Below are 12,882 nucleotides of genomic sequence, written 5' to 3'. Positions count from 1 at the left end.
GGTGAAATTCGGCCCCGTCCCGCTGGCGGAAGCGGAGGGCGCTGTGCTGGCCCATTCGGTCGCCCTGCAGAAGGGCCGCCTGCGCAAGGGGCAGCGGCTGGACGCGGCGCATGTCGCATCGCTCAGCGCCATCGGTCTGTCCGAGGTCATCGTCGCCCGCCCGGAGCCCGGCGACATCGGCGAGGACGAGGCCGCCGCGCGTATTGCCGCCGCGCTGGTTCCGGGGTCGGACGCGGGGCTGGAGGTCACGGCCCCCTTCACCGGCCGCGTCAACCTGATCGCGCGCGGTCCGGGGGTTGTGATGTTGGACCGCGCCCGGCTGGATACGTTGAACCGCATCGATCCCATGCTCACCCTCGCCACTGTTCCGCCCTTCCAGCAGATGACGCCTGGCGGGATGGTCGCGACCGTCAAGATCATCGCCTACGCCCTTCCCGGCGAGGCCGTGGAACAGGCAGAGGCGCTTCTGAGCGGAGCGTCCGCGATCCGCCTGCTGCCACCGGTGTTGCAAACGGCCCAGCTGATCGTCACCGAGATACCCGGCGGGGCCGGGGAGAAGGGCGTGGATGCCATCCGCACCCGCCTGAACGCGCTTGGCCTGACGCTGGAGGAGGTCCTGACCGTGGCGCACCGGCAGGACGCGATCCGGCAGGCGCTTGCCACTCCGTCACAGGCGGACCTGACGCTGATCCTGACCGGTTCCGCCACCTCAGACCCGCACGATGTCGCGCCGGAGGCCCTGCGGGACGCCGGGGGCAGGGTGGACCGTTTCGGCATGCCGGTGGACCCGGGCAACCTGCTGTTCATCGGTGCACTTGGCGAAAGGCCGGTGATCGGCCTGCCGGGATGCGCCCGCTCCCCCGCTCTGAACGGGGCCGACTGGGTTCTGTCGCGCGTGGTCTGCGGGGTGGCGGTGACCGCCGACGACATTGCGGGAATGGGAGTCGGCGGGCTGCTCAAGGAGATTCCGACCCGCCCGCAGCCGAGGACGCGCCAGCGGACGTGATCCCCTCCAGGTGGACCGATCCCCGCAAAAGCAAAGAGCCGGCCCAGGGGCCGGCTCGTGTCAGACGGGGCTGAACAAGCCCGTGCCGTTTACTTCGACATCGGCCCGATCATCATGATCATCTGACGGCCTTCCATCTTCGGCATGTTCTCGACCTTGCCTATTTCCTTGATGTCTTCCGCCACCCGTTCAAGCAGTTCGCGACCGAGGTTCAGGTGGGCCATCTCGCGGCCCCGGAAGCGCAGGGTGACCTTCACCTTGTCGCCATTGCCGAGGAATTTCTCGACCGAGCGCATCTTGACCTGATAGTCATGTGTGTCGGTGTTGGGGCGGAACTTCACCTCCTTCACCTCGATGACCTTCTGGTTCTTGCGGGCTTCGGATTCGCGCTTCTGCTGTTCATACTTGAACTTGCCGAAGTCCATGATCTTGCAGACGGGCGGCGTCGCGTTCGGGGAAATCTCGACAAGGTCGAGCTCGGCCTGGTCGGCCAGTTCCATGGCCCGTTCGGGCGTGACGACGCCGAGGTTTTCGCCTTCCGCGCCGATCAGCCGGATTTCGGGGGCGCGGATTCGGTCGTTGACGCGGGGGCCGGTGTCGCGGGTCGGCGGCGCGTTGTGGGGTCTGCGAGCTATGTTTCTGGTCCTCTTATGGCCAATGTTTCGTGAGCGTGCAAATTAGTGCCGGGAAGGCCTTCTTTCAAGCGGCAAATCGGGGAAAGCTCGTCTGCCGCCGGAAAATCCGCTAGCCTCCCGCAGTGTCCGGAATCGGGCGCGACCCTCGGCGGCAGGAGGACCGGGATGGATCGCAACTGGATGGTTCTCATGGTGCTGACGCTGGCCGCCGGCGTGCTGGCCGCGACGCTGCTGCCCGCCCCGATGCGACACGCGACCCGCCCGGCAGAGACCGCGCCCGGCGTACCCGAGGACGCGGAGCGGATCCGCAGGGCCCTTGGCGCGGCCGTCTTTTCGGCCGGTGAAACGCCCGACCATCGCCCCGGCGACCCACGCGCCATCGCCGCCGACCGCCCTCCTGCGCGAAGCGAGGAACCGGGCGGTCCCCTCCGGCTGGAGCCGGTGCCGGTGAAATAGCCCCGCATTGCGCCAACGCCCGCCCCGCGCCACAGGGTCAGCTTTTCTGGCTGCGGTCGGGGGGGCTACAACGGCAGAGCCGTGGTCGACTTGATCTCCTCCATCGACAGCAGCGCCGTCACGTTGTGGATTTTCACCTCCGAGATCAGAGCCTGGTAGAACACGTCATAGGCGCGCGCATTCGGAACCCGGACTTTCAGGATGTAGTCGATGTCGCCCGCCAGCCGATGCGCCTCCTGCACTTCTGCCCGTTCGCGCAGCGCCTTCAGGAAGGCTTTCTGCCACCCGGCGTCATGCTCGGACGTGCGGATCAGAACGAAGAAACAGGCCTCGAACCCAAGCGCGTCGGCGTCGAGGATCGCCACCTCCCTCGTAATGATTCCCTTCTCGCGCATCTTCCGGATCCGGTTCCAGACCGGCGTCTTCGAAGACCCGACGGAGCGGGCGATTTCCTCGATCGACGGGGTGGTGTCCTTCTGCAGCTGCAAAAGGATTTTCCGGTCGAGTTCGTCCATCCGGTCCGCCATTCCGATTTCCCTTTGCTTCACGGGATTCCGACCCGATTGATCCGCCTGTCCGGAACGCTGTCCTTATTCGGGCAGCATACTGGTGCCAAGGGGGAATTATTTTCTATCTTCTAGGGAAGTCAATCCTGCGCAAGAAGGCCCGCCAGATGCAGCACTTTCCGATCTTCCTCTCCATGGCGGGCACCCGTGTCCTGCTGTCGGGCGGCGGGGCTGCGGCGCTGGCCAAGTTGCGGCTGCTGATGAAGACCCCGGCCCGGATCGAGGTCTACGCCGACGCCCCCGCGCCCGAGATCGAGACCTGGGCCCGCCAGCGGCGTCTGGTGCTGATCCGCCGCGCCCTGCGCCCCGGCGACCTGACCGGCGCGACGCTGGTTTATGCGGCGGACGAGGACGACGCGATGGACGCCCGGACAGAGGCCTTCGCCCGCGCCGCCGGCGTTCTGGTCAACGTGGTCGACAACCTCGCGGCCTCTGCCTTCATCACGCCCGCCATGGTGGATCGCGCGCCCGTTACCGTCGCCATCGGTACCGAAGGCGCCGCGCCCGTGCTGGCCCGCAGGATCAAGGCGGCGCTCGAGGAACAGTTGCCCGCCTCGACCGGGCCGCTGGCCAGGGCCGCTGCCGCGTTCCGCACCCGCGCCGAGGCGCTCCCGCATGGCGAGGCCCGCCGCGCCTTCTGGGCGGATTGGTTTGACCGCGCCGGCCCGAAAGCCCATGCGGAGCAGACCAATCCCGAAACGGCGCTCTCCGCTCTGCTCGACCGGCATCTCGCGGGGCAGGGGACGCGGGCGCGCGTCACGCTCGCCTGGACCGGGTCAGACGATCCCGACCTGCTCGTGATGAAGACCCGCCGCGCGCTCGATCAGGTTGATGTGGTGGTGCATGACGCCGCCATTGCGCCCGCCGTCCTTGAGCTCGCCCGGCGCGAGGCCGACATCCTGACACTGCACGACACCGCGACCGTGCCGCCGCTTCCGCAGCTTCTTGCGCAGCGGGCCGCCGGGGGGCGCCATGTCCTCTATCTGTCATGTCGGCCCTGTAGCGATGCCCTTGCCGCGGCCATCCGTGCCGCCGGCCCCGATGTGACCCTGATCCCCGGCCTTCCCGCCGACCCCGCCATGCCAAGACAGGAGCAGGCCTGATGCCCCGCACCTTCACTCCCAAAGTCGTCACCGCCAACGCCCTGCTTGAGGGCGACGTCGTCTATCTGACCGAGGACGATCGCTGGACCCGCAACCTTTCCGAGGCCGAACTCATCACCGATGAGGCCATCGCCGAGGTCCGGCTGCTCGACGCCTCCCGCCGCCAGTCCGAGATCGTCGGCGCCTACCTGGTCGACATGGTCGCCGGCGACAACGGCCCGGAACCCACCCACTTCCGCGAGGATTTCCGGCGCACCGGCCCCTCCAACTATTTCCACGGCAAGCAGGTCGAAGACCTGTCCCGGACCTGATCCGGGACAACCGCCCCAAGCCAGCCGCCAAGGAGCCCGCACATGTACCGCTACAACGACTTTGACACCGCCTTCCTGGCCGAGCGCAACGCCCAGTTCCGCGCCCAGGTCGCCCGCCGCATCGACGGATCGCTGACCGAGGACGAATTCCGCCCGCTGCGCCTGATGAACGGCCTTTACCTGCAACTGCACGCCTACATGCTGCGCGTCGCCATTCCCTACGGCACCCTGCGGTCGGCCCAGATGCGGCAGCTGGCGATGATCGCGGACAAGTGGGACAAGGGCTACGGCCATTTCACCACCCGTCAGAACATCCAGTACAACTGGCCCAAGCTGCCGGACGTGCCCGACATTCTCGACGCGCTGGCGGAGGTGGAGCTTCACGCCATCCAGACCTCCGGCAACACCATCCGCAACGTGACAGCCGACCACTTCGCCGGGGCCGCGGCGGACGAGATCGCCGATCCGCGCCCCGTGGCAGAACTGCTGCGCCAGTGGTCCACCGATCACCCCGAATTCCAGTTCCTGCCGCGCAAGTTCAAGTTCGCGGTCACCGGGTCGCCGAACGACCGCGCCGTGACCCGCGCCCATGACATCGGCGTGCGCATGATCCGCAATGCCGCCGGGGAACCCGGCTACGAGGTACTTGTCGGCGGCGGTCTTGGCCGGACCCCGATGATTGGCAAGGTCATCCGGGATTTCCTGCCCAAAGAGGACCTGCTGCCCTACATGGAGGCCATCGTCAGCGTCTACAACACGCTTGGCCGCCGCGACAACAAGTACAAGGCCCGCATCAAGATCACCGTGCACGAAAACGGGATCGACACCATGCGCGAGAAGGTCGAGGCGCGATTTGCCGAGATCCGCCCGCTGTTCACCGGTGTCGATCAGCAGATGCTGGCCGGGATCGAGGCGCAGTTCGCCCCGCCCGCCTTCCGCAACGCCCCTGTCACCGCCTATGACGAGGCGCGAAAGGCCGACCCCGTGTTCCGCGCCTGGGCCGACACCAACCTCGCCCTGCACCGGGCGGAGGGCTATGCGATCGTCACCGTTTCGCTCAAGAAGCACGGGGACACGCCGGGCGACGCGACCTCTGACCAGATGCGGCTGCTGGCCGATCTGGCCGAAAAGTACGGCCATGACGAACTGCGCATCAGCCATGAGCAGAACGTCATCCTGCCGCATGTCCACCGCTCCGACCTGCCAGCGATCCATGCCGCGCTGAAAGCCGCTGACCTGGCAACCGCAAATGTCGGCCTGATCTCGGACATCATCGCCTGCCCGGGCATGGACTACTGCGCGCTGGCGACGGCCCGGTCGATCCCCGTTGCGCAGGAGATCGCGCAGCGGTTCGAGGACCTGAAGCTGGAACACGACATCGGCCCGCTGAAGCTCAAGATCTCGGGCTGCATCAACGCCTGCGGGCACCACCATGTCGGCCATATCGGTATTCTCGGGCTCGACAGGGCGGGGGTCGAAAATTACCAGATCACCCTCGGCGGCGATGGCACGGAAGAGGCATCGCTTGGCGAACGCACCGGCCCCGGCTTCGCTTACGACGAAATCACCGACGCCATCGAACGCATCGTGCGCGCCTACCTCGATCTGCGCGAGGACGAGGACGAAACCTTCCTCATGGCCTACCGTCGCGTCGGTGCCGATCCCTTCAAGGCCGCCCTCTACCCCGAGGACAAGGCGGCGAAAAAAGAGAAGGCCGAGGCCCATGCCTGAAGCCGCAATGGATTTCGCCGCCCCGGTCCTGCCCGAACAGGCCGACCGGGTGCGGGCGCTGAACGATCGCTACCGCCACCACGGCGCGACGGCGGTGCTGGAGGGTGCCCTGCGCGACCCGGAGGCGGGACGTATCGCACTCGTCTCCTCCTTCGGCGCTGAATCGGTCGTTCTGCTACACCTTGTGTCCATGGTCGACCCCGGAACGCCGGTTCTGTTCATCGACACGCAGATGCTTTTCCAGGAAACGCTGGATTATCAGAGGGAACTGGCCGAACGCCTGCACCTGAAGGACCTGCGCGTCATCCGCGCCAATCCTCTGGAGCTGGCGAAGGAAGACCCCGACGACACGCTGCACCTGCGCGACACCGACAGCTGCTGCGACCTGCGCAAGACGCGGCCGTTGCAGAAGGCCCTGTCGCAGTTCGACGGATGGATCACCGGGCGCAAACGCTTCCAGGGATCGACCCGCGCCGCGCTCGAGTTCTTCGAGGCCGACGGCCCGCATCGCATCAAGGTCAACCCGCTGGCCCACTGGGCGCCCGAGGACATCCGCACCTACATGGAGGACAACCGCCTCCCGCGTCATCCGCTGGTGGCGAAGGGCTATCCCTCCATCGGCTGCGCGCCCTGCACCTCTCCGGTCAAGCCGGGTGAGGACCCGCGCGCCGGACGCTGGCGCGGCCAGGACAAGGAAGAATGCGGCATTCATTTCGTGAACGGAAAAATGGTGAGAGGACCGGCAGCATGAGCGTGATCGTCACCGATGAAGGATTTGCCACGACTGACTGGGCAGAGGGGCTTGCATCGCTGGACCTGCCCTCGGACATCGACCCGGAGACCGTCGATTTCGCCGGGGCGGAACTGATCCGGGTGGAGTTCCCCAGCTTCTCCGACGGGCGCGGCTTTACCATCGCCCGCGTCCTGCGCCGCCGCGGTTTTGGCGGCAAACTGCGGGCAAAGGGCCATGTCATCGCAGACCAATATGCGATGGCGCGGCGATCCGGGTTCGACGAGGTCGAGATTTCCGATGACCTTGCCGCCCGCCAGCCCGCAGACCAGTGGAAATTCCGTGCCGACTGGCGCGCCCACGACTATCAGTCGCGCCTGCGCGCGGGCTGAAAGGCTTTCACAAACCCGACCGGAACGCTAGAGGAGGGGCGACAGACGCCCTTGTGACATATGACCGAGACCCTCGTGCCCGAACAGCATAACCAACAATCCGACCCGCAACCCGTTGCGCAGGCCCCCAAGGCCCCTGCGTTGCCGGACGCGCAGACCGTGACCTTCGTGAAGCACTGGACCGACCGGCTGTTTTCCTTCCGCTGCACGCGGCCGGCCTCGCTCCGCTTCCGGTCGGGGGAGTTCGTGATGATCGGCCTCATGGGCGACAATGGCCGCCCGCTGCTGCGCGCCTATTCCATCGCCTCGCCTTCCTGGGACGAGGAGCTTGAGTTCTACTCGATCAAGGTGCAGGACGGCCCGCTGACCTCCCGCCTGCAGAACATCCAGGTCGGGGACGAGATCATCCTGCGGCCCAAGCCCGTCGGCACGCTGGTGCATGACGCGATCCTGCCGGGCAAGCGGCTGTGGTTCTTCGCCACCGGCACGGGTTTCGCGCCCTTCGCCTCCCTCCTGCGCGATCCGCAGACCTTCGAGGATTATGACGAGGTCATCATCACCCACACCTGCCGCGAGGTCGGGGAACTGACCTACGGCGCCGACCTGATCGAAAGCATCCGCACCGACGAGATGCTGGTGGAACTGATCGGGGAGGAAAACCTCGCCAAGCTGCGCTACTACCCGACGACAACGCGGGAAGAGAGCGCGAAGATGGGGCGGATCACCGACCTGCTGCGCTCGGGCGAAGTGTTCTCGGACCTCGGGATCGAGCCGATCAACCCGGATACGGACCGTGCCATGGTCTGCGGCAACCTGGCCTTCAACCTTGAGATCAAGGAACTGCTGGAAGGCTTCGGTCTGCGCGAGGGTGCGAATTCCGAACCGAAGGAATACGTGGTCGAGAAGGCGTTCGTGGATTGATGTGAGAGCGGTGCAGCGGCGACGGCTGGCTGAAGCCCGCCCCGCGCCTGCACCGGGTAATATCTTGGCCTCATCGTCGGACTTGAGCCGAGGATCTCTGGCCGGGGAGAGCTTCGGGTCCGGACCGAAAACGACAGCAGAGTGGATGACATCTTTCAGGCCGAACCTGGCGGGTTACAAACCCGCCCTAAGCAGTTCCCGTCGGAGGGGTGGCAAACCCATCGTTCCAGCAACCGGTCGCACCGCTCCTTATCCCGCAGGGTCGGTTCCCAACCCACAAAGCCTCACGTCCCGTAGACCATTACCTCGCCCATGACGTCCTCGGCTGCGGCGATCAGAGCCGCCGCCACCGTTTCGCACTGATCGGGGGTCAGACGGGCGGGCAGCCGGGTATCACACGCCCGCATGAGCATCGCCTTCGTCTTCGGCAGATCCGGCAGATCGCCCAGGAACTGCCAGTTCCAGAAGGCCCGCGCGTTGTCGGTCGACATGCCGAACACCTGGACCTTCACGCCGCGCGCCGCCGCCGCGTCCTGGAACGCACGGGTTTCGTCATCCGACAGACCGACGAGGTTGAACTGCAGTGAATCCGGCGCGCGCTTCTCCGCCTCCAGCTTCGCGGGGACGGTCATCCAGGGCGAGCCTTCGATCAGCGACGCGACGAGGTCGTGGTTGCGCCGTCCGTCCCGCACCCGCCGTGCCACCTCGGGCAGCTGCGCTCGCGCAATCGCGGCGGACATGTTCGACAGGCGCAGGTTGTAGAGCGGCAGCCTGTTCTGCCAGCGCTCCAGCGCCTCGACCAGATCGTTGGAATTCTCGCCGCGCCGGGCCTTGTGCTTCTTCCACATGTGCTCGTATGCGCCGGACATGATGATGGCCCGCGCCACCAGGTCGGCGTCGTCGGTGATCAGGATCCCGCCTTCGCCGGAGTTCACCAGCTTGTAGGACTGGAAGGAGAAGCAGCCGATCCTGCCGATGGTCCCGATCTTGCGCCCGTTCCAGAGGGTGCCGAGCGAATGCGCCGCGTCCTCGATCACCGGAACGCCCGCCATTTCGCAGGCCGCCATTATCGCGTCCATGTCCGAGGTGTGCCCGCGCATGTGGCTGATCAGAACCGCGTCGACGCCCGGCAGCTTGGCGTGGAAATCCTCAAGATCGATCCGGTAGTTGTCGCCGCATTCGCACAGCACCGGCACGCAGTCCGCATGCACGATGGAGGACGGTACGGCGGCGAATGTGAACGCCGGTATGAGCACCCGCGCACCCCGCGGCAGATCCAGCGCCCTGAGCGACAGGAACAGCGCGGCGGAGCAGGAGGATACGGCGAGCGCGTAACGCACGCCCATCATCTCGGCAAACTCGGTTTCCAGCAGGGTGACCGGAGCGTCTTCGCTGGCAGTGTAGCGGAACAGGTCGCCGGAACTCAGGAGCCGTTCGATCTCAACGCGGGCGGTTTCGGGGATCGGTTCGGCGTCGTAGACATTCGGCGGGAGAGTCATCTTTTCGGGATTCCTGAACTGCATTTTTGGAAAACCTAAACGATGCCGCGATGACAGCCAAATGAATTCTGGATGACAGATGCGGGAGATACGCCTGTCTAAACCCCGAGCCGGTCGCGCAGCGCGTACCAGCTCATCGCCGCGACCAGCAGGGGGGAGCGGAGCGCAGGGCCGCCGGGGAAGGGGACGGAGGGCATGCCCGCCATCGCGTCAAATCCCGCCGCCTGTCCCTGCACCGCCTGCGCCATGAGCCAGCCCGCATGGGTCGCCGTCCCGACCCCGTGGCCGGAATAACCCGAGGCGGTCAGGATGTTCGGTGCCAGCCGCCGGAAAAAGGGCAGCCGTTTCATGGTGATCGCCAGCGTCCCGCCCCATGCGTAGTCAATGCGGACGTCGCGCAGATGCGGATAGACCTCGGTCATCGGCCTGCGCACCTTGGCGGCGATGTCCTTCGGGAAGCGATAGCCGTAGCTTTCCCCGCCACCGAAGATCAGCCGCCGGTCCGCCGATAGCCGGTAATAGTTCACCACGAACTTGGAATCGGCCACGGCGATATCCTCGCCCAGCACCTTCGCCGCGTCGTCCCCGAGCGGTTCGGTCGCCACCACGAAGTTGTTGATCGGCATGACCCGCGCAGCGACCGTCCTGTCGAGCCCGCCGAGATAGCCGTTGCAGGCCAGAACCACATGCGCCGCCGTCACCTGTCCCGCCCCGGTCCGTATGGAGGTCGCGGCGCCGGGGTCGATGCGGTGCACCTCGGAACGTTCGAAAATCCGCACCCCCGCCGCCTGTGCCGCCCTGGCCAGACCCAGGGCGTACTTCAGCGGATGCAGATGCGCCCCGTCCCGGTCGATCACCCCGCCCGCATAGGCGGGGGAGGGGATGATACGTCGGAAGCTGTCGTCGTCGGGGATTTCCACATGCGGGTAGTCATATCGCGCGTTCAGATGGGCGGCGTAGTCGTGCAGCTCCTGCACCTCCGCCCTGTTTGACCCCGTCCAGGCGATGCCGGGCTTCAGGTCAGCGTCGATCTTCAGGCGGGCGATCAGGTCCTTGGTATGCTGCTTGGCCTCTTCCCCAAGCCGCCAGTAGAGCCGCGCGTTTTCCGGCCCCACCATCTTTTCCAGCGTCATCTGGTCCTGCCGCTGGCCGGAACCGAGTTGCCCGCCATTGCGTCCCGAGGCCCCGAACCCGACGCGCTGCGCCTCCAGCAGGATGACCGATAGCCCGGCCTCCGCCGCATGCAGCGCGGTGGAGAGCCCGGTGTAGCCGCCGCCGATAACGCAGAGATCGGCCCGCTGCGCGCCTTTCAGTACCGGGAACGGGTCGGGCAGGGGGGCGGTCGCGGCGTACCAGCTTTGCGGGTACGCGCCGGGTTGGTCATTGGCGTGCAGAAGGTTCATGCGGTGCGGGGGATCGCCCTTTCGGGCGATGCCTCTGGCAGGGATATTTGGGGCAAGGTGAAGCCGGGGCGGCGGCGCGGCATCAGACGTTGAGGAGCAGGTGTTCCCGCTCCCACGGGCTGATGACGCCGAGGAATTCTTCGTATTCCGTGCGCTTCACGATGGAATAGACCCGGCAGAACTCCTGCCCGAGGATTTCGTTGATGCCGGTGGCATCGTCCATTTCGTCCAGCGCTTCGCCCAGTGTCCTCGGGAAATCGCCCTCGCCCTCGTAGGCGTCGCCGCGGAACTGCTTCTCCGCCCGTTCCTCCCGCATCAGGCCGAGATAACCCGCGGCGAGGGAGGCGGCGATGCCGAGGTACGGGTTGCAGTCCATGCCCGCGACGCGGTTTTCCACCCGGCGCGAGGCAGGGTCGGAGATCGGCACGCGGATGCCCGTCGTCCGGTTGTCGCGGCCCCATTCCAGGTTGATCGGCGCGGCGTGGTCCTTCACGTAGCGGCGATAGCTGTTCACATAGGGCGCGAGCAGAGGGATCACCTGCGGCAGGTGATGCTGCAGGCCGCCGATGAAGTTGTAGAAGGCATCCGTCTCCCCACCCTGGGGGCCGGTGAAGATGTTCTTGCCGGTCTCCATGTCGATGATCGAGTGGTGGATGTGCATGGCCGACCCGGGTTCGTCGCCGATCGGCTTGGCCATGAAGGTGGCAAAACAGTTGTGGCGCAGCGCGGCCTCGCGGATCAGCCGCTTGAAGTAGAACACCTCGTCCGCCAGCTTCACCGGGTTGCCGTGGCGCAGGTTGATTTCCAGCTGGCCGGCGCCGCCTTCCTGGGTGATGCCGTCGATTTCGAAGCCCTGGGCCTCGGCGAAGTCGTAGATGTCGTCGATCACCGGGCCGAATTCGTCGACGGCGGTCATCGAATAGGCCTGGCGGGCGGCGGCGGGGCGGCCCGACCGGCCCATCATCGGCTCGATCGGCTTGGCCGGGTCGAGGTTGCGGGCGACGAGGTAGAATTCCATCTCGGGCGCGACGACAGGTTTCCAGCCCTGTTCCTCATAGAGCTTGCAGACCCGCTTGAGCACATTGCGGGGGCTGAAGGGGATCGGGTTGCCCTTGCGGTCATAGGCGTCGTGGATCACCTGCAACGTCCAGTCGCCGGTCCAGGGGGCGGCGGTCGCCGTCGAATAGTCCGGGCGCAGGATCATGTCGGGTTCGATGAAGCCCTCGTCGCCCGCAGCTTCGCCCCAGTCGCCGGTGATGGTCTGGAAGAAGATTGAGTTCGGCAGGTGGAAATAGCTCTGCCGCGCAAATTTCGATGCGGGCACGGCCTTGCCGCGTGCGATGCCGGGCAGGTCGGCGATGATGCATTCGACCTCGTCCAGGCGGCGGTCGGTGAGGTAATCCTGCGCGGCCTGGGGGATCTGCGTGGTCCAGTCGTCGCTCATGCATGCACCTTGCGGAAATGGGCGGCGATCTTGTCCGCTTCGGCCCGGTTGGCCAGGGGGGTGTGCATTTTCGCAGTAGCCTCCGCCTTAAGATTGTCGGGCAGGGCGCCGCCGCGGGTGCGGATCAGCCCGGCGATCTCGCGCGCGTTGAATTCGGGATGCGGCTGGATCGAATAGATCCGGTCGCCATAGGCCAGCGCGGCATTGGCGCAGTGGTCGGAGGAAGCGAGAACCCTGGCCCCCGGCGGCACCTGCGTCACCTGGTCCTGATGCCAGGCGGTCAGCTCCGCGTCGCCTTCGGCGAAATGGTAGGTCTGCGGGCCAACGTTCCAGCCGCCGGGCCACTTCTCGACCTTGCCGCCGAGGGCCTGGGCGATGATCTGATGGCCAAAGCAAATGCCGACCAATGGGCGACCGGAATCGCGGATCGCGCGGATCAGGTCCTCCAGCGGCGGGATCCAGGGCAAGTCCTCGTAGGCGCCGAACTTGGAGCCGGAGATCAGCCAGCCATCGCAGGCCTCCGGACCTTCGGGAAACACGCCGTCGACCACCGGGTAGACCGCGAAGTCGAAGCCCTGGCCGTCAAGGAAGGATTGGTAAAGCGCGCCGTAGTCGCCGCTTTCCGCCTGAAGTTCATCGGGAAAGTGGCCGCATTGAAGGATGCCGATCAGCATGGAACACCGGG

At 66.2% G+C, this 12,882-nt stretch carries 14 protein-coding genes; 8 read left to right on the top strand and 6 right to left on the bottom strand.

The genetic code is table 11. The features are described from left to right. Position 1 precedes the first annotated feature (1 nt). Positions 2-1,006: a molybdopterin-binding protein gene (locus IEV87_RS09310; protein WP_188477363.1), complete on the top strand. Its 1,005-nt coding sequence runs from the start codon at positions 2-4 to the stop codon at positions 1,004-1,006. A gap of 89 nt (positions 1,007-1,095) precedes the next feature. Here IEV87_RS09310 and infC read toward each other — a convergent pair whose 3' ends face one another. Beyond that, complete coding sequence (infC, locus tag IEV87_RS09305) at positions 1,096-1,641, bottom strand: translation initiation factor IF-3 (protein WP_188478390.1); 546 nt, start codon at positions 1,639-1,641, stop codon at positions 1,096-1,098. 165 nt (positions 1,642-1,806) lie between these two features. On the opposite strand from infC, the gene IEV87_RS09300 reads away from it, so the two are divergent. Further along, positions 1,807-2,097 (top strand): hypothetical protein, encoded by a 291-nt coding sequence (locus IEV87_RS09300; RefSeq protein WP_188477362.1) that lies wholly within the window; start codon positions 1,807-1,809, stop codon positions 2,095-2,097. A gap of 65 nt (positions 2,098-2,162) precedes the next feature. On the opposite strand, the gene IEV87_RS09295 is transcribed toward IEV87_RS09300, so the two are convergent. Beyond that, entirely contained in the window at positions 2,163-2,624 is a 462-nt protein-coding gene (locus tag IEV87_RS09295) for an Lrp/AsnC family transcriptional regulator (protein ID WP_188477361.1), read from the bottom strand. 146 nt (positions 2,625-2,770) lie between these two features. Here IEV87_RS09295 and IEV87_RS09290 point away from each other — a divergent pair, with 146 nt between their 5' ends. The 6 genes from IEV87_RS09290 to IEV87_RS09265 are packed head-to-tail and all read left to right on the top strand — an operon-like array spanning position 2,771 to position 7,851. Next, entirely contained in the window at positions 2,771-3,766 is a 996-nt protein-coding gene (locus IEV87_RS09290; protein ID WP_188477360.1) for a siroheme synthase, read from the top strand. After that, the gene (locus tag IEV87_RS09285; protein ID WP_188477359.1) at positions 3,766-4,077 is read left to right on the top strand and encodes a DUF2849 domain-containing protein; all 312 of its coding nucleotides are present in this window, start codon (positions 3,766-3,768) and stop codon (positions 4,075-4,077) included. Before IEV87_RS09290 ends, IEV87_RS09285 begins: the two co-directional genes overlap by 1 nt. A gap of 42 nt (positions 4,078-4,119) precedes the next feature. Further along, positions 4,120-5,808, top strand: a complete 1,689-nt coding sequence (locus tag IEV87_RS09280) for a nitrite/sulfite reductase (protein WP_188477358.1) — start codon at positions 4,120-4,122, stop codon at positions 5,806-5,808. Continuing rightward, the gene (locus IEV87_RS09275; protein ID WP_229737505.1) at positions 5,801-6,559 is read left to right on the top strand and encodes a phosphoadenylyl-sulfate reductase; all 759 of its coding nucleotides are present in this window, start codon (positions 5,801-5,803) and stop codon (positions 6,557-6,559) included. The genes IEV87_RS09280 and IEV87_RS09275 overlap by 8 nt, the downstream gene beginning before the upstream one ends. Beyond that, a complete protein-coding gene (locus tag IEV87_RS09270; protein WP_188477357.1) occupies positions 6,556-6,930 on the top strand; it encodes a DUF934 domain-containing protein in 375 nt (124 codons plus the stop codon). Before IEV87_RS09275 ends, IEV87_RS09270 begins: the two co-directional genes overlap by 4 nt. A gap of 60 nt (positions 6,931-6,990) precedes the next feature. Then, positions 6,991-7,851: a ferredoxin--NADP reductase gene (locus IEV87_RS09265; RefSeq protein WP_188477356.1), complete on the top strand. Its 861-nt coding sequence runs from the start codon at positions 6,991-6,993 to the stop codon at positions 7,849-7,851. Positions 7,852-8,135: 284 nt separating this feature from the next. Here IEV87_RS09265 and IEV87_RS09260 read toward each other — a convergent pair whose 3' ends face one another. From IEV87_RS09260 to IEV87_RS09245, 4 genes are all read right to left on the bottom strand, one after another. Then, positions 8,136-9,350: a DegT/DnrJ/EryC1/StrS family aminotransferase gene (locus IEV87_RS09260; protein ID WP_188477355.1), complete on the bottom strand. Its 1,215-nt coding sequence runs from the start codon at positions 9,348-9,350 to the stop codon at positions 8,136-8,138. 98 nt (positions 9,351-9,448) lie between these two features. Further along, positions 9,449-10,753: an NAD(P)/FAD-dependent oxidoreductase gene (locus tag IEV87_RS09255; protein ID WP_188477354.1), complete on the bottom strand. Its 1,305-nt coding sequence runs from the start codon at positions 10,751-10,753 to the stop codon at positions 9,449-9,451. Between the two features lie 82 nt (positions 10,754-10,835). Further along, complete coding sequence (locus tag IEV87_RS09250; RefSeq protein ID WP_188477353.1) at positions 10,836-12,197, bottom strand: glutamine synthetase family protein; 1,362 nt, start codon at positions 12,195-12,197, stop codon at positions 10,836-10,838. After that, positions 12,194-12,871 (bottom strand): type 1 glutamine amidotransferase, encoded by a 678-nt coding sequence (locus tag IEV87_RS09245; protein ID WP_188477352.1) that lies wholly within the window; start codon positions 12,869-12,871, stop codon positions 12,194-12,196. Before IEV87_RS09245 ends, IEV87_RS09250 begins: the two co-directional genes overlap by 4 nt. Between the last annotated feature and the right edge of the window lie 11 nt (positions 12,872-12,882).

It is taken from the genome of Primorskyibacter flagellatus (assembly GCF_014638275.1).
Classification (GTDB): Bacteria; Pseudomonadota; Alphaproteobacteria; order Rhodobacterales; family Rhodobacteraceae; genus Pseudooceanicola; species Pseudooceanicola flagellatus_A.
This window is presented reverse-complemented; position numbering and strand designations above follow the sequence as displayed.